This is a genomic window from Pseudomonas sp. CC11G, assembly GCF_056174845.1.
In genome coordinates, this window is the sequence record NZ_JBWBZC010000011.1 from 1 (window position 1) to 18,797 (window position 18,797).

Genomic DNA, 18,797 nt, shown 5'->3' on the forward strand with positions numbered 1-18,797 from the left:
GCAATATCCAGTTCGACCCAACAGCCCCGGCGACGACAGCCTCAAGGCGCACGCTGACGCCGGGCGCATCGTGCCGTACAAAATTGTCGAGAAGGCGGCATCCGCTTCGGTCTGTTTGCCTGCTCGGCTACAACGCCATTGCCGTGTCGCCGATGACCAAGCCGGTGACCTTTGCCGACCCATTGAAACCGACAAAACCATGGTCAAAAAACTCCGCGAGGAGGACAAGGTCGATGTGGTAATTCTGCTCTCGCACATGGGCGTGGCGCAGCAGGACGACGGCACTTGGCGCGGCGAAGAAGTGGAGATGTCGAGGCAGTTGCCGGGCATCGATATCGTGGTCGGGGGCGGCACTCGCACACCGCGTTGCCGCAACCAGTGTTGGTCAACGGTCAACCCCGGTGGTGCAGGCCGGTTCGGAAATCCAATACCTGGGCGAACTGCATATGCGCCTGGGCGACGACGGGCAAAACTCAGTTGCGGGCGATTACAAGCCTGCACCGATCAACGACCAGACCCCGGGCGATGGCGTGATCACCACCCAGGTCGAAGACTTCAAACAGCAAGTCAGCAAACAGATGCTCGAGCCCAAGGGCTAACCGCTTCGACCAGCGCTGGCCAAGGTCGACAAAACCCTGACCCGCGAACACGACGACCCGATTCTCTCGCCAACCTGGTGACCGACGCCCTGCGCGATGCCACTGGCAGCGATATCGCCTTTACCCAACAACGGCACCATTCCGACGACATGATGGCCGGCCGTACCGGCGTGCAGGCGGTGTCTGACCTGTTCCGTATCGCGCCGCTGGGCCATTGGCCAGCTGGACGATGCGCCGGGCTATCCGCTCGTGAAGGTGTTATGTCACCGGGCAGGAAGTGAAAGACAAAATCCTTGAAGTGCTGCTGCTGGCCTATCAGATGCGCGACCAGCGCCAGCTACTTCCCGCGCGTCGCCGGTCTGCGTTTCCAGCTTACCCCGCCCCGAACCGCGTGCCGTTCGACCGCGTCAGCCCGGGTAGAGCTGGGCGACGCGGTGCGCGGGCTACCACGACCTCGACCTGAGACCCCAAGCTCTACAGCATTGGCGCAGCAGTTACGTCGGCAGCTTTACCTGGCTGATCTCCGACCTGAGCAAAGGCCTGATGACCGTGGTGCCCAAAGACTTTAACGGCAAGCCGATTGCCGAGCTGAACGACGCCATCAATCGACGCCGACCGCCCCCAAAACTCCCGCATTCAGGAGTACAAGGAGTGGCAGGGCCTGCCGACCATATCCGCCGCCTGCCGGACGTCGATGGAGATGGTTCTGGCCGATATCCCCACCCACCGGCGCGGCCGCTGAACACGTTATGGTGCGTGCCCCGAGCTTTGCGCCTGCGGAGTTGTTCCGCTATGCCGGTACGTTGCAGTGGGGGCGTGAGCGTGGTGGTGGGTGCTGGGGCTGCTATTGATTGTGTGGCTGGCGCCAGGCGCTGCGCCGTCGGCCGCGTTAAGGCTGTGACCTGTTCGCCGGCCGGCTTGTCAAAGGCACCAAGCGCACCGTAGGGTGCGCGTCGGACTTTCTGGGAGACTGTATGAGTGACGATCTGCAGCAGCTGTTTGACAACAACGAGCGTTGGGCGGAGTCCATCAAACAGGAGACCCGGAATTCTTCGAAAAGCTCGCCCGCCAGCAGGTGCCCGAATACCTGTGGATCGGCTGCTCGGATGCGCGGGTACCGGCCAATGAAATCGTCGGCATGTTGCCGGGGGATTTGTTCGTACACCGCAACGTCGCCAACGTGGTGCTGCACACTGACCTCAACTGCATGTCGGTGATTCAGTACGCGGTGGACGTGCTCAAGGTGAAACACATTCTGGTCACCGGCCACTACGGCTGCGGCGGTGTGCGGGCGTCCATGAAAGACGTGCAGCTGGGGTTGATCGACGGCTGGATTCGCTCCATCCGCGACCTGTACTACGAGCAGCGCGAACACCTGGCGCAGTTGCCGACCGAAGAAGAGCAGGTCGACCGTCTGTGCGAGCTGAACGTGATTCAGCAAGTGGCTAACGTGAGCCACACCACCATCGTTCAGAACGCCTGGCACCGTGGGCAGAAGCTGTCGGTGCATGGCTGCATCTACGGCATCAAAGACGGCCGCTGGAAAAACCTCAACGTCACCGTCAGCGGCATGGAGCAACTCCCGCCGCAATACCGTTTGCGGCCTCTCGGCCAGAGCTAGATCAAAAGCATCGAGGCTGAAGCCTCTCCCACAAAGAACGTGCTTCCTGTGGGAGAGGCTTCAGCCTCGAGTTTTTGATCTTCAGATGTAGGGCGAATCGACGCCTTACATATTCCGCTCGTTGGTTTCCATTTGCTCACAAGTCATAAAGCCCTTGCCGTCGACGCGGTCGTTGGCGTCAAAGCTCACGTAATAAACCTGCTTGGAACCTTCCTTCTCCATCACATAGTTATTGCAGGTGCCCGAGCGCACGGTGCGATGGAGTTCTGTGGAGGGTGGGCCGCCAACGGTCAGCACTTGCGACTTGGTCATGCCAACGTCCACTTGCTTGGCCAGGGGCTCATTGCGGTAGGTGACGTAGTCGACCGGATTTTCCATTTTACTGGCGCAACCTGTAACCGCTGCCAGTGCACAAAAAGCCGCGAGGAGTTTGGTTTTGTACATGGTGTCTTTCCTTGTGGGGGGCCGTTGTCGGCTTACCTCATTTTGGAGACGTCCGTCGGGAACTAAGTTCGAGTTTTTTGCCCCTTACTTATTCCTATAACAAGAACACCAAGGACACCTGCATGTTCGCCAAACGTTTTCGTTACACGCTGCCCCTGCTCGCCAGCCTGCTACTGGGCGCTTGCTCGGAGCCGCCGGCGCCGGCCAGTTTCGTCAATCGGGTATGGAGCGTCAGCGAGTCACCGACGGTGAGCAAAGGCATGCTCTATGTGTTTCTGTCCGACGGCACGCTGGTGCTGGCCTCCAGCGGCAACAAGCCGGCGTTCGGCCAATGGCAGCAAGACGGTGCCGATCTGGTAATGATCGAAGAAGGGCAGCGCTACAAAACCGAAGTGCTGATGGCCACCAAGGACATTCTGCAATTGCGCCAGCACAACCCCGGCGAGCCGGTGGAAATGACCCTGGTGCCGGCTAACTGATTACTGCTCGGTAGCCTGTTTCAAGCGCTCGTTGTTAACGGCATTGGCGGCATCGATCTGCTTCTGCATGTCTTGCATCTGTTGTTGCGCCTGCTGCGCCTGTTTGGCTTGCAGCTCGGCGGTGGCGGCGGTTTCGCCGAGGCCGCAGGCACTCAGCAGGGTGGCGCAGATGACGATGGCGAAGGTCTTGAACGGGGACATGTGGCACTCCAGGCAGGTCGGCTTGCGCCAGTTGGCGAACTCTAGCAAAAGCCTTCCTTAAACACTGCGGTGAACGACACAATGGCGGCCGCTTTAAGATTCTGGATCCCCGCCTTCGCGGGGATGACGGAGTAAATAGGAATAACACCGTCATCCCCGCGAAGGCGGGGATCCAGGGGCTGCCCCCGTCAAGCGTTCAGGCATACCGTTTTCGATGAACAAAACCCACCTTCACCAGCTTTTTGTCGAACGGCTCAACGCCGATCTGCATAACGCCCAACTCGCCCTGCAAACCGCCCATGAAGCGGCCACCCACGAAGAAAACGTCGCCGAAAACAAATACGACACGCTGGGGTTGGAGGCGGGTTATCTGGCCCATGGTCAGGCGCGGCGCGTGGCGGAAATCGAGCAGGCATTGCTGGCGTTTCGTGCGCTGCAACTGCGTGATTTTGATGCCGACAAAGGCATTCAGTTGAGTGCGCTGGTGCTGCTGGAGAGTGATAGCGGGCAACAGCGGCGGTTGTTCCTGGTGCCGGATGGTGCGGGGATGAAAGTGCCGACCGAGGAGGGCGAGGTGATGAGCATCACGCCGCAATCGCCGATGGGGCAGAGTTTGCTTGGCAAAGCGCCGGGGATTTTGTACGGGTAAATGGGCAGGAATCGGAGATTGTTGAAGCGCTATAAAATCCTGTGGGAGAGGCTTCAGCCTCGATTCCTGGAAACGTCTTTTCCAGGCCTGGCCAATCGAGGCTGAAGCCTCTCCCACAAAAAGCAAAGCGGCGTTTTAGCCGTAGCGTTTCTTCGCTTCGATCGCCAACCCACTGCCGATACTGCCGAAGGTGTCGCCTTCGGCGTGACGGGCATTCGGCAGCAGCCGCTGGATATTCGCGCGCAGCGCCGGAATGCCGCTCGAACCACCGGTGAAAAACACCGTGTCGATATCCTCGGTACTCACCCCGGCATCCGCCAACAGCTGCAACACGCTGCCGTTCACCTTGCCCAGCAAGCCGTCGATGGATTCATCGAACAGCTGGCGGTTCAGCTCGGCCACCAGGCCTGGCTCGACGCGTTCCAGGGAAATGTTGCGGCTGTCCATTTCGGTCAGTTCGATCTTGCTCTGCTCAACCTGCATCGCCAGCCAGTGCCCGGCGCGTTGTTCGATCAGCTTGAAGAAGCGGTCCAGGCCGTCGGTGTCGATGGCGTCGTAACGCATGTTCTTCAGCGCGTTCAGCGCTTGCTGCGAATACACGGCGTTGATGGTGTGCCAGGTCACCATATTCAGGTGGTGGCTGGTGGGCATATAGGCCTGGTTTTTCATGCGGCTGCCGTAGCCGAACAGCGGCATCACGCCGGCCAGGCTCAGCTGTTTGTCGAAGTCGGTACCGCCGATATGCACACCGCCGGTGGCCAGAATGTCGTTCTGCCGCTCGGGTTGCATATGGCGCTCGGGGGCCAGGCGGATCAGCGAGAAGTCGGACGTACCACCGCCGATGTCGACAATCAGAACAAGCTCTTCGCGGCTGATGGTGCTTTCGTAGTCGAAGGCGGCGGCGATGGGTTCGTACTGGAACGACACGTCTTTGAAGCCGAGCTTTTTCGCGACGGCGACCAGGGTGTCTTCGGCTTCTTTATCAGCTTTTTCATCATCATCGACAAAGAACACCGGGCGGCCCAATACCACTTCTTCGAACGGGCGGTCGGCCACGGCTTCGGCGCGGGTTTTCAGCTCGCCGATAAAGAAACCGAGAATGTCTTTGAACGGCAGCGCGCTGCCCAATACGGCGGTTTCGCTTTTCAGCAGCTTGGAACCCAGCAGGCTTTTCAGCGAGCGCATCAGGCGGCCTTCGTAGCCTTCGAGGTACTCGTGCAGGGCCAGGCGACCGTACACCGGGCGGCGTTCTTCGAAGTTGAAGAAGACCACCGAGGGCAGGGTGATTTTTCCGTCTTCCAACACAAGCAACGATTGCTCGCCGGGGCGTAGCCAGCCGACGGTGGAGTTGGACGTGCCAAAGTCGATGCCAATGGCACGAGCAGATTGCGCGTTGGTCATGATGAATTCCGGGTACAAAAAACGGCCGCGCAGTTTACGCGAAGGTGGGAGGTGATGCGCGGTGAGGTTTGCGAAAACGATGAAGGGTTTTTGCTCGGCCGCCCGACGTGCTGTAGGAGCGACCTTGGTCGCGAACCCTGGAAAAGGTATTCGAGAATGGTGTTTGCAGGGTTCGCCAGCGAGCTGGCTCCTACGAAGACCAACGGTGTTTTAGGGAGTAATCAGATAACCCTTGATCCCGGTGAAGATAATCTGCGCCGCCAGCGCACACACAAACAACCCCATCAACCGGCCAATAATCTCCAGGCCCTGATCGCCGAGAATCCGCTCGAACATATCGCTGAGGTACAGCACCAACCCCACGGTGAGACTGGCCAGCACGATCGCCACCAACGCGATCAACTTGCTGTCCCAGTGCGGCTGCCCGGCGCCCATTACCAGCATGGCGCCGATGGTGCCGGGGCCGACGGTGAGCGGAATGGTCAGCGGCACGATGGTGACGTCTTGCTGCAGGTTGTCGCTCTGCACCACCGGCCGACCCTGGGCCATGCCGAGGGCGGAGATGAACAACACACTGCCGGCACCAATGCGGAAGGCGTCGATGGTGATGCCGAACACGGTAAAGATGCTTTGTCCGAACAGGTACAGCACGCTGCTGGCGATGACCACGCCGACGGCCACTTTCCACGCGAGCTTTTTGCGTTCTTTGACGGTGTAGCCGCGGGTCATCCCGATAAAACACGACAGCACGAAGAACGGGCTATAGAGCACCAGCATCTTCAAATACAGGCTGAACAGGGTGGACAGCATCGGCAGGCTCGCAGGCAGAAAAGTAGGGGAACGTCAGTGGGGCAGCGCCGAGTCGGATTCTTCCTGGCGACGGGCGTTGCGTTGTGCCACCCAGTGTTCCACCAGCTCGCGCAGGTTGGACAGCTCCACCGGTTTGGCCATATGGCCGTCCATGCCCACGAGCTTCGCGCGTTCCTTGTGCTCGGACAGAATATGCGCGGTCAGCGCCACCACGGGGGTGCGCTGGCGCTGCTCCTGGGCTTCCCATGCGCGCAGTTGTTCGGTGGCAGAAAAACCATCCATCACCGGCATTTCGCAGTCCATCAGCACCAGGTCGTATTGCTGGGCTTTCATCGCGGTCAGGGCTTCTTCGCCGTTGCTGGCGGTGTCGGGCTGCAGGTTGAGTTTGCCGAGCATGCCGCGAATCACTTTGGTGGAAATGCTGTTGTCTTCAGCCACCAGAATGCGGAAGTCTTCGGGGAAGTCTTGCGGCGCCACCACCGGCGCATAGTTGCGCGGTTCGAGGCCGGGTTTGCGCTGGGCCAGTTCGTCGGCCAGGGTGGTTTTCAGCGTGTAGCCAGCCACCGGTTTGGCGAGGATGCGTTTGATGCCGGCATTGCGCGCGATGATTTTGCTCGGCGCGTTGCTGATGCCGGTGAGCATGATGAGCAGCACGTCGTGGTTGAGGCTCGGGTCTTCCTTGATCTTGGCGGCCAGTTGCATGCCGGTCATGCCGGGCATGTCCTGATCCAGCAGCACCACGTCGAAGTATTCGCGGATATTGGCCTTGGTGCGCAGCAGCGCTAACGCCTCTTTGCCAGACGGCACGGCGCTCACGGTCAGGCCCCAGGCGCTGCATTGTTGCAGCAGTACCTTGCGGCAGGTTTCGTTGTCGTCCACCACCAGCAGGCGCGCGCCTTGCAGCGGGCCGTCGAGGTCGGCGGTCGGGTTTTCCAGGCGTTCGGCGTCCAGTGGCAAGGTCAGCCACAGGGTGTTGCCCTGGTTGCCGCCGCTTTGAATACCAAAGGTGCCGCTCATCAACCGCACCAGTTGCCGGGCGATGATCAGGCCCAGGCGCGCGCCCACGCCGGTGGCGGCGAGGAAGTCTTTGCTGTGCAGTTCGGCGTTGAGCAGGGCGTCGCGTTCGGCGCTGTCCAGCGACCGGCCGCTGTCTTGTACGGCAATGCGCAGGCGCGGGGTATCGCCGCTGGTATCGACGGCCACCACCAGCAGAATCTCGCCTTCGTCGGTTTGCTTGAAGGCGTTGTCCAGCAGGCTCAACAGGGTTTGCCGCAGGCGCGTGGGGTCGCCGCTGATCACGCGCGGCACTTGCGGCTGCATAAAGCTGATGAGCTCGACTTTTTGCTGCTCGGCTTTGGCGCGGAAGATATCCAGGCAATCGTCGATCAGGGCGTTTAGGTCGAACTGCACGTCGTCCAGCTCGATCTGCCCGGATTCCAGTTTGGAGATGTCGAGAATTTCGTTGATCAGGGTGAGCAGTTCGTTGCCGGAGCTGTGGATGGTTTGCACGTAGTCGCGCTGTTTGGTCGACAGCTGGGTGCCCAGCAGCAGTTCGGTCATGCCCAGCACGCCGTTCATGGGAGTGCGAATTTCGTGGCTAATCTTGGCCAGGAATTCGGCCTTGGCCCGCAGCTCGGCGGAGTTGGCCGCCTGGTCACGGCTGTAGGCGAAGTGTTCCTGTTGCAAGCGCAGCTGCCGCTCGGCGAGTGCCAGGCTTTGCAAGAAGCCAGTGACCACCGCAAAACACAGCAGGTTGTAGGCCAGCCAATCGGAATCGTACGACCAATAACCAAACAGCGAGGGCAGGGCGCCGATAAACGCCAGGTTGAAAATCAGCTGCGCCAGGGTGAACAACCGCGCCGGTTTGTAACCATGCATCCAGTGGTAAGCGGTCACCACCAGCACGCTCAGACTGCTGATGGCAGCGACCAGGTACACCACGCGGTTGAACTGCAACTGGCTGGCAACCAGCAGCACCACCACCAGCAAGCCGACGGCCACGCATTCGGCCAACAACACCCGGCGCCAGACGCCAGCGGGTTGTACGCGTTTGAAGAAGCTCAGGGTGAACGCCAGGCTGCAGAGCATGGCCAACAGAATCGATAGATTGCCGGCCTGCACTTGCAACCCCGGCCAACCCACCAGGTATGGCGAGCTGATGCCCAGCAGCGTGCTGCTGGTGCCGAGCAGGCTCAACTGCGCCAACGCCAGCCACAAGCTGCTGCGAATACGGGTGTAGGCGAACCGCACCAGGTTGTAGAGCAGCAGCAGGCCAAAGGCGGCCAGCAGCATGCCGTAGAACAGTGGGCGCGAGTCATCGGCGGCTATGGCGCTGGCGTCATCGATGCTGATGGCCGGGCGTAGCGCGTGACTGCTGGACAGGCGCAGGTAGAGGTCGAGGATGTCGCTGGTCACCGGCAGTGGCAGCAGCAAGTCACGGCTAGGCAGTGGCCGCTCGGCCAGCGGCGTCTGGCTGCCGGTGCGGGTGGTGGCGATCAGTTCGCCGCCGCGTACCACGTAAAGATCGAGGTGGCCGAGGTAGGGGCCGAACACCCGCAGCAGGCGTTCGCGGTTTTTACCGGGCAGGCGCACATGCAGCCATTGGGCTACGTTGTCGCCGGGGGTAACCAGTTGCTGGATATCGACAGGGGAGAAGCGCGCGACGCTGCCGCTGGCGCGCACGTCGTCGAGGGTAAGGCTGGCGTCCGGGTCCAGCAGCGCAGACCATTGGCCTTGCTCCGCTGCCAGGGCTGGCAGTGGTGACAGTGCAGCCAATAAGAGGCTGACAACAAGTCCTATGGCAATCCTGAGCCCGCGCACAATGAAATCCCTTCAGGTTTGAGTGGTCGGATTATAGCCAAGCAAACCCTTCACGTAATACGCAAAAGGCAGCCATCAAGGCTGCCTTTTGTGCGTTTTTGCCGATCAATTGCGTAATTACGCGATCAATCTTCGCCACGCTCGCGGGCAATCGCGCGATAGCCGATGTCGTTACGGTAGAAGCAACCGTCCCAATCGACTTTTTTCGTCAGCTCGTATGCATTGGCTTGTGCGGCCGAAACGGTTTCACCTAGGGCGGTGGCGCACAGTACGCGGCCCCCGGCGGTGACCACTTTGCCATCGCTCAGCGTGGTGCCGGCATGGAACACTTTGCCGTGTTCGGAGACGGCCGCGTCGAGGCCTTTGATTTCCACGCCCTTGGCGTAGTCACCGGGGTAGCCACCAGCGGCCAGTACGACGCCCAGGCTTGGGCGCGGGTCCCATTGAGCTTCGATCTTGTCGAGGGCTTCGGCCAGCGCGCCTTCAATCAGCAGCACCAGGCTGGACTGCAAACGCAGCATGATCGGCTGGGTTTCCGGATCGCCAAAGCGGCAGTTGAACTCGATGACTTTCGGCTTGCCGGCCTTGTCGATCATCAGCCCGGCGTACAGGAAACCGGTGTACACGTTGCCCTCGGCCGCCATGCCACGCACGGTCGGCCAGATGACTTCGTCCATCGCGCGCTGGTGTACCTCAGCAGTCACCACCGGTGCCGGGGAATACGCACCCATGCCGCCGGTGTTCGGACCGGTGTCGGCATCGCCTACACGTTTGTGGTCTTGGCTGGTGGCCATGGGCAGCACGTTCTTACCGTCGACCATCACGATAAAGCTGGCTTCTTCACCGTCCAGGAACTCTTCGATCACCACACGCGAGCCGGCGTCACCGAATGCATTGCCGGCGAGCATATCGCGCACGGCGTCTTCGGCTTCCTGCAGGGTCATGGCGACGATCACGCCTTTACCGGCGGCCAGGCCGTCGGCCTTGATCACGATCGGCGCGCCCTTTTCACGCAGGTAGGCCAGGGCTGGCTCTACTTCGGTGAAGTTCTGGTAGTCGGCGGTGGGGATGTTGTGGCGGGCCAGGAAGTCCTTGGTAAAGGCTTTGGAACCTTCCAGTTGTGCGGCGCCGGCGGTAGGGCCGAAGCAGCGCAGGTTACGGCTGCGGAACAGGTCGACCACGCCTTTGACCAGCGGCGCTTCCGGGCCAACGATGGTCAGGCTGACGTTCTTTTCAGCGAAGTCGGCCAGTTGCTCCAGGGCCAATACGTCGATGGCCACGTTCTCGCACTTGGCTTCGGTGGCGGTGCCGGCGTTACCGGGTGCAACGAATACTTTTGCAACGCGCGGGTCTTGCGCGACTTTCCACGCCAGGGCGTGTTCACGACCGCCACTGCCAATGATCAATACATTCATGGTGCAAGCCTCTGTGGGGCTGGAATTCGGTATTGATGGGTTTCGCCTGCGGCTCTACCCATCCTACGAATCTGCGCTCACCCGTAGGATGGGTAGAGCGCAGCGAAACCCATCAATTAATGACGGAAATGACGCATCGAGGTGAGGACCATCGCGATGCCGGCTTCGTCGGCTGCGGCAATCACTTCGTTATCGCGCATCGAACCACCCGGCTGAATCACGGCGGTGATGCCGTTTTTCGCTGCGTTATCGATGCCGTCACGGAACGGGAAGAACGCGTCCGATGCCATGACCGCGCCCTGCACCTGCAGACCAGCGTGCTCGGCTTTGATGGCAGCAATACGGGCCGAATTCACTCGGCTCATCTGGCCAGCGCCGACGCCGATGGTCTGGCGGTTCTTGGCGTAGATGATGGCGTTGGACTTCACGTACTTGGCCACTTTCCAGGCAAAGATCAGGTCGTGAATTTCCTGCTCGGTCGGTGCGCGCTTGGTGACCACTTTCAGGTCGTCGGCGGTGATCATGCCGATGTCGCGGCTCTGTACCAGCAGGCCGCCGTTAACGCGTTTGTAGTCCCAGGCAGCAGCGCGCTCGGCGTTCCACTCACCGCAGGCCAGCAGGCGTACGTTGGCTTTGGCGGCGACCACTTCGCGAGCTTCAGCGCTTACGCTCGGGGCGATGATGACTTCGACGAACTGACGGTCAACGATGGCCTTGGCGGTGGCGGCGTCCAGCTCACGGTTGAAGGCGATGATGCCGCCGAATGCCGATTCGGTGTCGGTGGCGTAGGCCAGTTCATAGGCCTGGCGAATGCCGCCTTCGCTGTCCAAGGCCACAGCCACGCCGCATGGGTTGGCGTGCTTGACGATTACGCAGGCCGGTTTGACGAAGCTCTTCACGCATTCCAGCGCGGCGTCGGTGTCGGCCACGTTGTTGAACGACAGCTCTTTGCCTTGCAGCTGGGTGGCGGTGGCCACGCTGACTTCGGCGGGCTTGGCTTCCACGTAGAACGCCGCGCTCTGGTGCGGGTTCTCGCCGTAGCGCATTTCCTGGGCCTTGATGAACTGGCTGTTGAAGGTGCGCGGAAATTCGCTGCGGCCTTCTGTGCTCAGGGTTTCAGCGGCCTGGTTAACGGTGCCCATATAGTTGGCGATCATGCCGTCGTAGGCGGCGGTGTGCTCGAAGGCCTTGAGCATCAGGTCGAAACGCTGTGCGTAGGTGAGGCCGCCGGCCTTGAGGCTTTCCAGCACGTTGGCGTAGTCGCTGGCGTTCACCACGATGGCCACGTCTTTGTGGTTCTTGGCAGCCGAGCGAACCATGGTCGGGCCGCCGATATCGATGTTTTCGATGGCGGTCGGCAGGTCGCAGCCTGGCTTGGAAATGGTTGCTTCGAAGGGGTAGAGGTTGACCGCCACCAAGTCGATCGGCTTGATGCCATGCTCGGCCATGATTGCATCGTCGGTGCCGCGGCGACCGAGAATGCCACCGTGGATTTTCGGGTGCAGGGTTTTCACCCGGCCATCCATCATTTCCGCAAAGCCGGTGTAATCGGCGACTTCGACGGCGGCTACGCCATTGTCCTTGAGCAGTTTGAAAGTGCCGCCGGTGGACAGAATCTCCACGCCAAGGGCGGACAGCTCACGGGCAAACTCGAGGATGCCGGTCTTGTCGGAAACGCTGATCAAGGCACGGCGAACGGGTAGGCGGGTGGTTTGGTCGGTCATCTCAATTTCCATCTGAAGCGAAGAAATCAGCAAAAAAGGGCGGCTGTTTGATCAGTCCGCCCTTTTTCGTTTGAGTGCATGTTTATAGCAGGTCGTATTGCTTGAGCTTTTTACGCAGCGTTCCGCGGTTCAGGCCGAGCAATTCGGAAGCCTTGGTCTGGTTGCCCTTGACGTAATTCATCACGGTTTCCAGCAGCGGTGCTTCGACTTCGGAAAGCACCAGGTTGTAGACATCACACACATCTTGCCCATCCAGGTGGGCGAAGTAGTTGTGCAGCGCCTTCTCCACATTGCCGCGTAAGGTCTGGCCTTCATCGCTCGGCGTGTTGAGGTGCTGTTTCAAATTGACGTTATCGGTCACAGGTGCAATTCCACTCACTAAAGTCTCAGTCATCATCGTCATGCGGCCACCTCTTCTCCATCGTTGTGACGTTCGGCGAAGAACTGCCGAACGCTGGCGCATTGCACGTCCGTGTTTTCCAGACGATTGAATTGGGCGCGAAACTCCCTGGCGCCCGGCAGGGTGGCGAGGTACCAGCCAACGTGTTTGCGCGCTATTCGCGGGCCCATCACGTCGCCGTAGAAACTGTGCAGTTCGGCCAGATGCTCTAGCAGAATGCGTTCCACCTCATACAGCGTCGGCGCCGGCAGGTGAGTGCCGGTGCGTAAAAAATGCTCGATCTCGCGAAAGATCCACGGCCGGCCCTGAGCAGCACGACCAATCAACAACCCATCTACCCCGGTGCTGTCGAGCACCTGCCGGGCCTTCTCTGGCGAGGTGATGTCGCCATTGGCGAACACCGGAATCGACACGGCCTGCTTGATCGCGGCAATGGTGTCGTACTCGGCTTCACCGGTGTACAAATCTGCGCGGGTACGACCATGAACGGCGAGGGCGGTAATGCCGCACTCTTCGGCAATGCGCGCAACGGTGATGCCGTTTTTATTGTCGCGATCCCAACCGGTGCGAATTTTCAGGGTTACCGGTACGTCTACCGCGGCAACCACGGCCTGCAAAATCGCACTGACCAGGGCTTCGTCTTTCAGCAGCGCAGAACCGGCTGCCTTGTTGCAGACCTTTTTGGCCGGGCAACCCATATTGATGTCGATTATTTGCGCGCCCAGATCCACGTTAGCTCGTGCGGCGTCAGCCAGCATCTGAGGATCACCACCGGCTATCTGAACCGAGCGAGGCTCGGGATCACCGGCATGGATCAGACGCAAACTGGATTTGCGTGTGTTCCACAGACTCATGTCGCTGGTCACCATCTCCGATACCACCATGCCGGCTCCGAGGCGCCGGCAGAGCTGGCGAAACGGGCGATCAGTGACACCCGCCATCGGGGCGAGAATCAACTGATTGGGCAATGTGTATGGGCCGATGCGTACCGCCGACATGGGGCTTCCCTGCTGAGAAAGGCGGATCTGAGAGTGCGAAAAAGGGTTGGCATGATACCCGCTCTCGATGACTGGAGAAAGGCTGTTTTGGATAAATTATGAACAGTTTTACCGGGTCAGAAAGTCGCGGGTCGCGCGCTTGAATGGCAAAAACGTCGTGTGGGAAATCACTCGGGCGAGTGAAAACTCAGGCTGTAATTCACGGCTTTGTTGCCCGGATCAAGGATGTCCAGGGAGATATGAATCGGCGTTTGCGGTGGCATTTCGGCCTGGCCTGCCAATTCGCCCGCCAGGTATTCGCTGGGTTTGAAGCGACGACTGGCAAGCAGTTGACCATTCAGGTCGGCAAAGCGGATTTCCAGCAACGGGAACGGCTGGGCGAAGGTGGCGCGGTTGTAGATGATGGCATCGACCACCAGTGCGCCATTGAAGTCCGGGTGGCTGCGCACCACCAGGTTGCTGCTTTTGATCAGGCTGATTTCAACCTTGGAAGGCAGGTTGCAGCCGATGTTCGGGCACATGGCTTCGAACCACGGGCGGTATTGGTCTTGGCGGGCCAGCTCGTCGAAATGGTAGGCGACGTACTGCGTGGCCAAGGCGGTGGCGCCGATCAGGTTGAGCAGGCCCCAACCTATCCAGCGGCCCCAGGGTTTGCGTTGTTCCTGCCAGTCCAGTTGCAGCGGGTCATCGGACAGGTGGAACAGGCTGTCATCGCGCATTGCAGGTTCAGCGCGATCAGTTTTGTTGAGATTTTTTACCGCCGAGAAGTTATCGCGCTCGGAGGCGCTCTCTTCGGATTCGTCGTCCATCGAGCGGTCGAAGCTGCGGTCGGCGCTGAGCTTGAAGGCCGGCGCGAGGTCGTCGTCTTCATCATCATCGATACGGCCGTTGCCCAGGGTTGGCTCGGCGTCGACCGGCTCCGGCTCATGCGCTTCTTCTACAACTGCAACCGGGCGGGCGCGAAACACCGGCGGCGGTGGCGCCAGGCTTGGGGCGGGCGGCTCGATGCCGTCGCTGGATACAGCAGGTGCGGTTTCTTTTTTCAGCAGGGCTTCGGCCCAGCCTTCATCGTGCTGATCGTCGATACGATCGGGCGCTTTGAGGAAATCGTCTTTGGGTTTGTTGGCCGCCGCCGGCGCGAGCGACATGAATTCTTTAGACAGCTGCAGTTCTTGCTGCTCCAGCTTGGCCAGCTCTTCGTCGAGGCTGTCCAGGTCCAGATCGTCGTGAATCCATAGGGTTTCGCTGGTGGCTTTGCCGGCGGTGGGAATGACGGCTGCCGGGCAGGTGGTGCTGGGATCGGGGCGGGTATCGGAGGCGCCGGCGGTTTGGGCGCGGCCGCCTTGGGCATGAACGTCTGCACCGGGTGCTCGTCGAGAATCTGCTGGGCCGCGTTGAATACATGCAGGCACGCCCCGCAACGCACAGCGCCATGCGCGGCACCCAGCTGCGTACTGCTAACGCGAAAGCTGGTGCGGCAATGTGGGCATTGGGTGACGAAGCTGGCGGTCATGCAGTATTCCGGGGTTGCGCAAATCGATCGGGGGCTAGTTTAACTCAAGGCTCGCGCCAGGCGAGCTTCAGCGGCGGCGGCCGCTAATACGTACCCAGCCGTCTTTTTCGGCGGTGGGGTCCAGCTCGAATTCAGCGGTGTATGCCGCACGAACTTCCTCGGCCTGTTCGGCGAGGATACCCGACAGCGCCAGAAGGCCGTTGGGTTGGACCAGCGCCGTAATCGTTCCAGCGAGTTGGACCAGCGGACCGGCCAGAATGTTCGCGACCACCACCTCGGCTTGCTGCGGCGGCAAGTCTTCGGGCAGGTACAGCGGGAAGCGGGCCGGGTCGATACCGTTGCGCCCGGCGTTATTACGCGAGGCTTCCAGGGCCTGTATGTCGATGTCTGTGCCGACGGCCTGTTTGGCGCCCAGCAGCAAGGCAGCGATGGCGAGAATGCCCGAGCCGCAGCCGAAATCCACTACGTCCACGCCGTTCAGTTCCTGGCCGTCCAGCCATTCCAGGCACAGGGCGGTGGTGGGGTGAGTGCCGGTGCCGAACGCCAGGCCTGGATCGAGCAGCAGGTTGACCGCGTCGGGCTCTGGCGCGGCGTGCCAGCTCGGCACAATCCACAGGCGCTGACCAAAACGCATTGGCTGGAAGTTTTCCATCCAGCTGCGTTCCCAATCCTGATCTTCGATACGCTCGACGTGATGGTCCGGCAGCGTGCCGCCCGTCAACAAGGTGAGGTGCGCGAGTAGGTTGGCTTCATCCACGTCGGCTTCGAACAGCGCCAGCAGGTGGGTGCGCGACCACAGCGGGGTGGTGCCCAGGTCCGGCTCGTAAATCGGTTGGTCTTCGGCGTCCATAAAGGTTACCGATACCGCGCCCACGGACAGCAGGGCGTCTTCGTAGGTTTCTGCCTGTTCCGGGCTGATGGCGAGACGGACTTGTAACCACGGCATAACGAACAACCTCGAAGACGGTGCAAAGAAAGACTGGCTTTAACAGGGCGGCAAGCTTACTTGAGCAGCCTGCCCCACACCAGCCGCGCGGCGCGCGGGGTTCAGCCCTCGGTAGCCGAGGTGGCAGGCACCGCCCGCCAGCAGCGCCGGCAACAACAGATTGGCAATGGGCACCAAGGCTAGCAACACAATGAGCACACCAAAGGCCAGAATGGCGCCGCGCTGGCGGCCGATGGCGTCCAGTTGTTCGCTGCTACTGACCAGATTGGCAAAGGCGGCCGGAGTAAGAAAACGCACATTCAGGTAGGCCAGCAACAACAGCAGCAGGATGCCGTTGACCAGAGGAATAAGCAGGCAAAGCAAGGTGCCGACGGTGATGCCCAGCCACGGCCCAAGCACATAACGGGCGCCGAGCAGCAAATTTCCGTCGGCCTTGGCCCGCTGTTGCAACTGCGGGTAATGGCGCAAGCAGCGCTCGCGCACCGAACTCATCAACACCCAGCGCAGTGCCAGGCGGATGCTGGCAACAATGGCGCCGGTGTACAGCACCACGACCAGAACCACCGCCAGCCCCGCGACATACAGCACCAGCATCGCCAATGGCCCGGCCATGCCACCCATGCTGCCGCCGCTGCCACCACCGAGGCTGGGCAAAAAGCCCAGCACAGCGCCGCCATAAATAATGAATAGCGACAGCGCGCCACAGGCGGTGCCGATCTGTTGGTAATGCTCGAAAAACACCCAGGTCCACAGGGCAAACATCAGCACGCACAGGCCGGCCGAGCGCAACAGAATGCCGGGTCGCAGGCTGTCCCTGAAGGCCAAGCCGAAGCAGACGAATGCTTCGCCGAAGGCGGCAACGGTGTTATCGGCGAATGCTTTGATGCCCATGATTCATGTCCTTATGAAACGAGAAAGGCCGCATCAAGCGGCCTTTCCCATGGAGCGATTTCGGTTAGTGAATTCCGAGCTTCTTCTCAAGATAGTGAATATTGACACCACCCTTGCAGAAACCTTTGTCACGAACCAGATCACGGTGCAGCGGGATATTGGTCTTGATCCCGTCCACCACAATCTCATCCAGCGCATTGCGCATCCGCGCCATGGCCTCGTCACGGGTCGCCCCGTAGGTGATCAGCTTGCCGATCAGCGAGTCATAGTTCGGCGGAACGCTGTAGCCGCTGTACAGGTGCGAGTCCACGCGCACGCCATTGCCGCCAGGGGCATGGAAGTGCTTGACCTTGCCGGGGCTCGGCATAAAGGTCGACGGGTCTTCGGCGTTGATCCGGCATTCCAGGGCATGGCCGCGGATTACCACATCTTCCTGCTTGATCGACAGCTTGTTGCCAGCGGCGATGCTGAGCATCTCCTTGACGATGTCGATGCCAGTGACCATCTCCGATACCGGGTGCTCCACCTGAACGCGGGTGTTCATCTCGATAAAGTAGAAGTGACCGTTCTCGTACAAGAACTCGAAGGTGCCGGCGCCGCGGTAGCCAATGTCGATACAGGCTTTGACGCAACGGGCGAACACTTCCTGGCGGGCTTTTTCGTCGATGCCCGGGGCCGGCGCTTCTTCCAGTACCTTCTGGTGGCGGCGCTGCAGCGAGCAGTCACGGTCACCCAGGTGAATGGCGTTGCCCTGGCCGTCGGACAGTACCTGCACTTCCACGTGACGTGGGTTGGTGAGGAACTTCTCGAGATACACCATCGGGTTGCCGAACGCAGCACCGGCTTCGGTACGGGTCAGCTTGGCCGATTTGATCAGGTCATCTTCGTCGTGCACCACACGCATGCCGCGACCACCGCCGCCGCCAGCGGCTTTGATGATCACCGGGTAGCCGACTTCGCGGCCAATGCGCAGGGCGGTTTCTTCATCTTCGGGCAGCGGGCCGTCAGAGCCTGGAACGGTCGGTACGCCCGCGGCGATCATGGCGTGCTTGGCCGACACCTTGTCGCCCATCAGGCGGATGGTGTCAGCTTTCGGGCCGATAAAGGCAAAACCGGATTTCTCTACCTGCTCGGCGAAGTCGGCGTTCTCGGCGAGAAAGCCATAGCCTGGGTGAATGGCGGTGGCGCCGGTCACTTCGGCTGCGGCGATGATTGCCGGAATATGCAGGTAGGATTTGTTCGCGGGGGCAGGGCCGATACACACCGTCTCGTCTGCCAGGCCCAGGTGCATCAGCTCACGGTCGGCGGTGGAATACACCGCGACGGTCTTGATGCCCAGCTCTTTGCAGGCGCGCAGGATGCGCAAGGCAATTTCGCCGCGGTTGGCGATCAGCACTTTTTCCAGCATTGGAGGCTCTCCGCGGTTCAAACGATGGTGAACAGCGGTTGGTCGTACTCAACCGGCTGGCCGTTTTCCACCAAGATGGATTCGATGACGCCGCTGGTTTCAGCTTCGATGTGGTTCATCATTTTCATGGCTTCGACGATGCACAGAATGTCGCCTTTCTTCACGCTCTGACCGACTTCAACGAAAGCTGGCGAGGTAGGCGCCGGGGTGCGGTAGAAGGTACCGACCATTGGCGAGCGAACCACGTTGCCATTGAGCTTGGCGACAGCAGGTGCAGCGTCGGCAACCGGCGCAGCAGCCACTGGTGCAGCGGCAGGTGCTGGGGCGGCGAACACTTGTGGAGCAGGGGCGTATTGCGGCTGTTTGCCGTGACGGCTGATGCGTACGGACTCTTCGCCCTCACGGATCTCCAGCTCATCGATGCCGGATTCTTCCAGCAGCTCGATCAATTTCTTAACTTTACGAATATCCATAAGTA

The 18,797-nt window shown here is 60.6% G+C and carries 18 protein-coding genes and 3 pseudogenes; 6 read left to right on the plus strand and 15 right to left on the minus strand.

Features of this window, described 5'->3' with window-relative positions; all coding sequences use genetic code 11:
- From AC0V2S_RS14550 to can, 4 genes and pseudogenes are all read left to right on the plus strand, one after another.
- Positions 1–242 (plus strand): annotated as a pseudogene (locus AC0V2S_RS14550) (hypothetical protein); the annotation flags it as partial.
- A 159-nt stretch (positions 243–401) separates the two neighbouring features.
- The gene (locus tag AC0V2S_RS14555) at positions 402–599 is read left to right on the plus strand and encodes a hypothetical protein (RefSeq protein ID WP_475510366.1); all 198 of its coding nucleotides are present in this window, start codon (positions 402–404) and stop codon (positions 597–599) included.
- A 77-nt stretch (positions 600–676) separates the two neighbouring features.
- On the plus strand, positions 677–880 hold the full coding sequence (locus AC0V2S_RS14560) for a hypothetical protein (protein ID WP_475510367.1): 204 nt from the start codon (positions 677–679) through the stop codon (positions 878–880).
- Between the two features lie 693 nt (positions 881–1,573).
- Positions 1,574–2,220: pseudogene (gene can, locus AC0V2S_RS14565) on the plus strand (carbonate dehydratase).
- A 105-nt stretch (positions 2,221–2,325) separates the two neighbouring features.
- Here can and osmE read toward each other — a convergent pair.
- The gene (gene osmE / locus AC0V2S_RS14570; RefSeq protein ID WP_475510368.1) at positions 2,326–2,664 is read right to left on the minus strand and encodes an osmotically-inducible lipoprotein OsmE; all 339 of its coding nucleotides are present in this window, start codon (positions 2,662–2,664) and stop codon (positions 2,326–2,328) included.
- 122 nt (positions 2,665–2,786) lie between these two features.
- Here osmE and AC0V2S_RS14575 point away from each other — a divergent pair, with 122 nt between their 5' ends.
- Positions 2,787–3,143, plus strand: a complete 357-nt coding sequence (locus tag AC0V2S_RS14575) for a hypothetical protein (RefSeq protein WP_475510369.1) — start codon at positions 2,787–2,789, stop codon at positions 3,141–3,143.
- Here the strand turns inward: AC0V2S_RS14575 and AC0V2S_RS14580 are convergent, their stop codons facing one another.
- On the minus strand, positions 3,144–3,344 hold the full coding sequence (locus tag AC0V2S_RS14580; protein ID WP_475510370.1) for a hypothetical protein: 201 nt from the start codon (positions 3,342–3,344) through the stop codon (positions 3,144–3,146). It lies immediately after the preceding gene.
- Positions 3,345–3,558: 214 nt separating this feature from the next.
- Between AC0V2S_RS14580 and AC0V2S_RS14585 the strand changes: the two genes are divergently transcribed.
- Entirely contained in the window at positions 3,559–3,993 is a 435-nt protein-coding gene (locus tag AC0V2S_RS14585) for a GreA/GreB family elongation factor (protein ID WP_475510371.1), read from the plus strand.
- 135 nt (positions 3,994–4,128) lie between these two features.
- Here AC0V2S_RS14585 and AC0V2S_RS14590 read toward each other — a convergent pair whose 3' ends face one another.
- The 13 genes and pseudogenes from AC0V2S_RS14590 to accB all read right to left on the minus strand — a co-directional run bounded on the left by AC0V2S_RS14590 (position 4,129) and on the right by accB (position 18,792).
- Complete coding sequence (locus AC0V2S_RS14590; protein WP_475510372.1) at positions 4,129–5,394, minus strand: Hsp70 family protein; 1,266 nt, start codon at positions 5,392–5,394, stop codon at positions 4,129–4,131.
- 210 nt (positions 5,395–5,604) lie between these two features.
- Positions 5,605–6,204: a MarC family protein gene (locus tag AC0V2S_RS14595; RefSeq protein ID WP_475510373.1), complete on the minus strand. Its 600-nt coding sequence runs from the start codon at positions 6,202–6,204 to the stop codon at positions 5,605–5,607.
- A gap of 33 nt (positions 6,205–6,237) precedes the next feature.
- The gene (locus tag AC0V2S_RS14600) at positions 6,238–9,024 is read right to left on the minus strand and encodes a response regulator (protein WP_475510374.1); all 2,787 of its coding nucleotides are present in this window, start codon (positions 9,022–9,024) and stop codon (positions 6,238–6,240) included.
- A 125-nt stretch (positions 9,025–9,149) separates the two neighbouring features.
- Positions 9,150–10,439 (minus strand): phosphoribosylamine--glycine ligase, encoded by a 1,290-nt coding sequence (gene purD, locus AC0V2S_RS14605; RefSeq protein ID WP_475510375.1) that lies wholly within the window; start codon positions 10,437–10,439, stop codon positions 9,150–9,152.
- Between the two features lie 116 nt (positions 10,440–10,555).
- A complete protein-coding gene (gene purH, locus AC0V2S_RS14610; protein ID WP_475510376.1) occupies positions 10,556–12,163 on the minus strand; it encodes a bifunctional phosphoribosylaminoimidazolecarboxamide formyltransferase/IMP cyclohydrolase in 1,608 nt (535 codons plus the stop codon).
- Positions 12,164–12,245: 82 nt separating this feature from the next.
- Complete coding sequence (gene fis, locus AC0V2S_RS14615; protein WP_108098422.1) at positions 12,246–12,566, minus strand: DNA-binding transcriptional regulator Fis; 321 nt, start codon at positions 12,564–12,566, stop codon at positions 12,246–12,248.
- On the minus strand, positions 12,563–13,561 hold the full coding sequence (gene dusB, locus AC0V2S_RS14620) for a tRNA dihydrouridine synthase DusB (protein ID WP_475510377.1): 999 nt from the start codon (positions 13,559–13,561) through the stop codon (positions 12,563–12,565). The genes fis and dusB overlap by 4 nt, the downstream gene beginning before the upstream one ends.
- Positions 13,562–13,728: 167 nt before the next feature.
- On the minus strand, positions 13,729–14,973 hold the full coding sequence (locus tag AC0V2S_RS14625; RefSeq protein WP_475510378.1) for a DUF3426 domain-containing protein: 1,245 nt from the start codon (positions 14,971–14,973) through the stop codon (positions 13,729–13,731).
- Between the two features lie 29 nt (positions 14,974–15,002).
- Positions 15,003–15,074, minus strand: a pseudogene (locus tag AC0V2S_RS14630) (MJ0042-type zinc finger domain-containing protein); the annotation flags it as partial.
- A 67-nt stretch (positions 15,075–15,141) separates the two neighbouring features.
- Entirely contained in the window at positions 15,142–16,020 is an 879-nt protein-coding gene (prmA, locus tag AC0V2S_RS14635) for a 50S ribosomal protein L11 methyltransferase (protein WP_475510379.1), read from the minus strand.
- Positions 16,021–16,059: 39 nt separating this feature from the next.
- On the minus strand, positions 16,060–16,911 hold the full coding sequence (locus AC0V2S_RS14640; RefSeq protein ID WP_475510380.1) for an EI24 domain-containing protein: 852 nt from the start codon (positions 16,909–16,911) through the stop codon (positions 16,060–16,062).
- Between the two features lie 64 nt (positions 16,912–16,975).
- Positions 16,976–18,319 (minus strand): acetyl-CoA carboxylase biotin carboxylase subunit, encoded by a 1,344-nt coding sequence (accC, locus tag AC0V2S_RS14645; RefSeq protein WP_475510381.1) that lies wholly within the window; start codon positions 18,317–18,319, stop codon positions 16,976–16,978.
- 17 nt (positions 18,320–18,336) lie between these two features.
- Positions 18,337–18,792, minus strand: coding sequence for an acetyl-CoA carboxylase biotin carboxyl carrier protein (gene accB, locus AC0V2S_RS14650; protein ID WP_475510382.1), 456 nt, complete (start codon positions 18,790–18,792; stop codon positions 18,337–18,339).
- Positions 18,793–18,797 lie beyond the last annotated feature (5 nt).

Coding starts and splice junctions, on each gene's coding strand:
- osmE (WP_475510368.1), bottom strand. CDS start 2,664: ATGTACAAAACCAAACTCCTCGCGGCTTTTTGTGCACTGGCAGCGGTT.
- AC0V2S_RS14575 (WP_475510369.1), top strand. CDS start 2,787: ATGTTCGCCAAACGTTTTCGTTACACGCTGCCCCTGCTCGCCAGCCTG.
- AC0V2S_RS14580 (WP_475510370.1), bottom strand. CDS start 3,344: ATGTCCCCGTTCAAGACCTTCGCCATCGTCATCTGCGCCACCCTGCTG.
- AC0V2S_RS14585 (WP_475510371.1), top strand. CDS start 3,559: ATGAACAAAACCCACCTTCACCAGCTTTTTGTCGAACGGCTCAACGCC.
- AC0V2S_RS14590 (WP_475510372.1), bottom strand. CDS start 5,394: ATGACCAACGCGCAATCTGCTCGTGCCATTGGCATCGACTTTGGCACG.
- AC0V2S_RS14595 (WP_475510373.1), bottom strand. CDS start 6,204: ATGCTGTCCACCCTGTTCAGCCTGTATTTGAAGATGCTGGTGCTCTAT.
- purD (WP_475510375.1), bottom strand. CDS start 10,439: ATGAATGTATTGATCATTGGCAGTGGCGGTCGTGAACACGCCCTGGCG.
- purH (WP_475510376.1), bottom strand. CDS start 12,163: ATGACCGACCAAACCACCCGCCTACCCGTTCGCCGTGCCTTGATCAGC.
- fis (WP_108098422.1), bottom strand. CDS start 12,566: ATGACGATGATGACTGAGACTTTAGTGAGTGGAATTGCACCTGTGACC.
- dusB (WP_475510377.1), bottom strand. CDS start 13,561: ATGTCGGCGGTACGCATCGGCCCATACACATTGCCCAATCAGTTGATT.
- prmA (WP_475510379.1), bottom strand. CDS start 16,020: ATGCCGTGGTTACAAGTCCGTCTCGCCATCAGCCCGGAACAGGCAGAA.
- AC0V2S_RS14640 (WP_475510380.1), bottom strand. CDS start 16,911: ATGGGCATCAAAGCATTCGCCGATAACACCGTTGCCGCCTTCGGCGAA.
- accC (WP_475510381.1), bottom strand. CDS start 18,319: ATGCTGGAAAAAGTGCTGATCGCCAACCGCGGCGAAATTGCCTTGCGC.
- accB (WP_475510382.1), bottom strand. CDS start 18,792: ATGGATATTCGTAAAGTTAAGAAATTGATCGAGCTGCTGGAAGAATCC.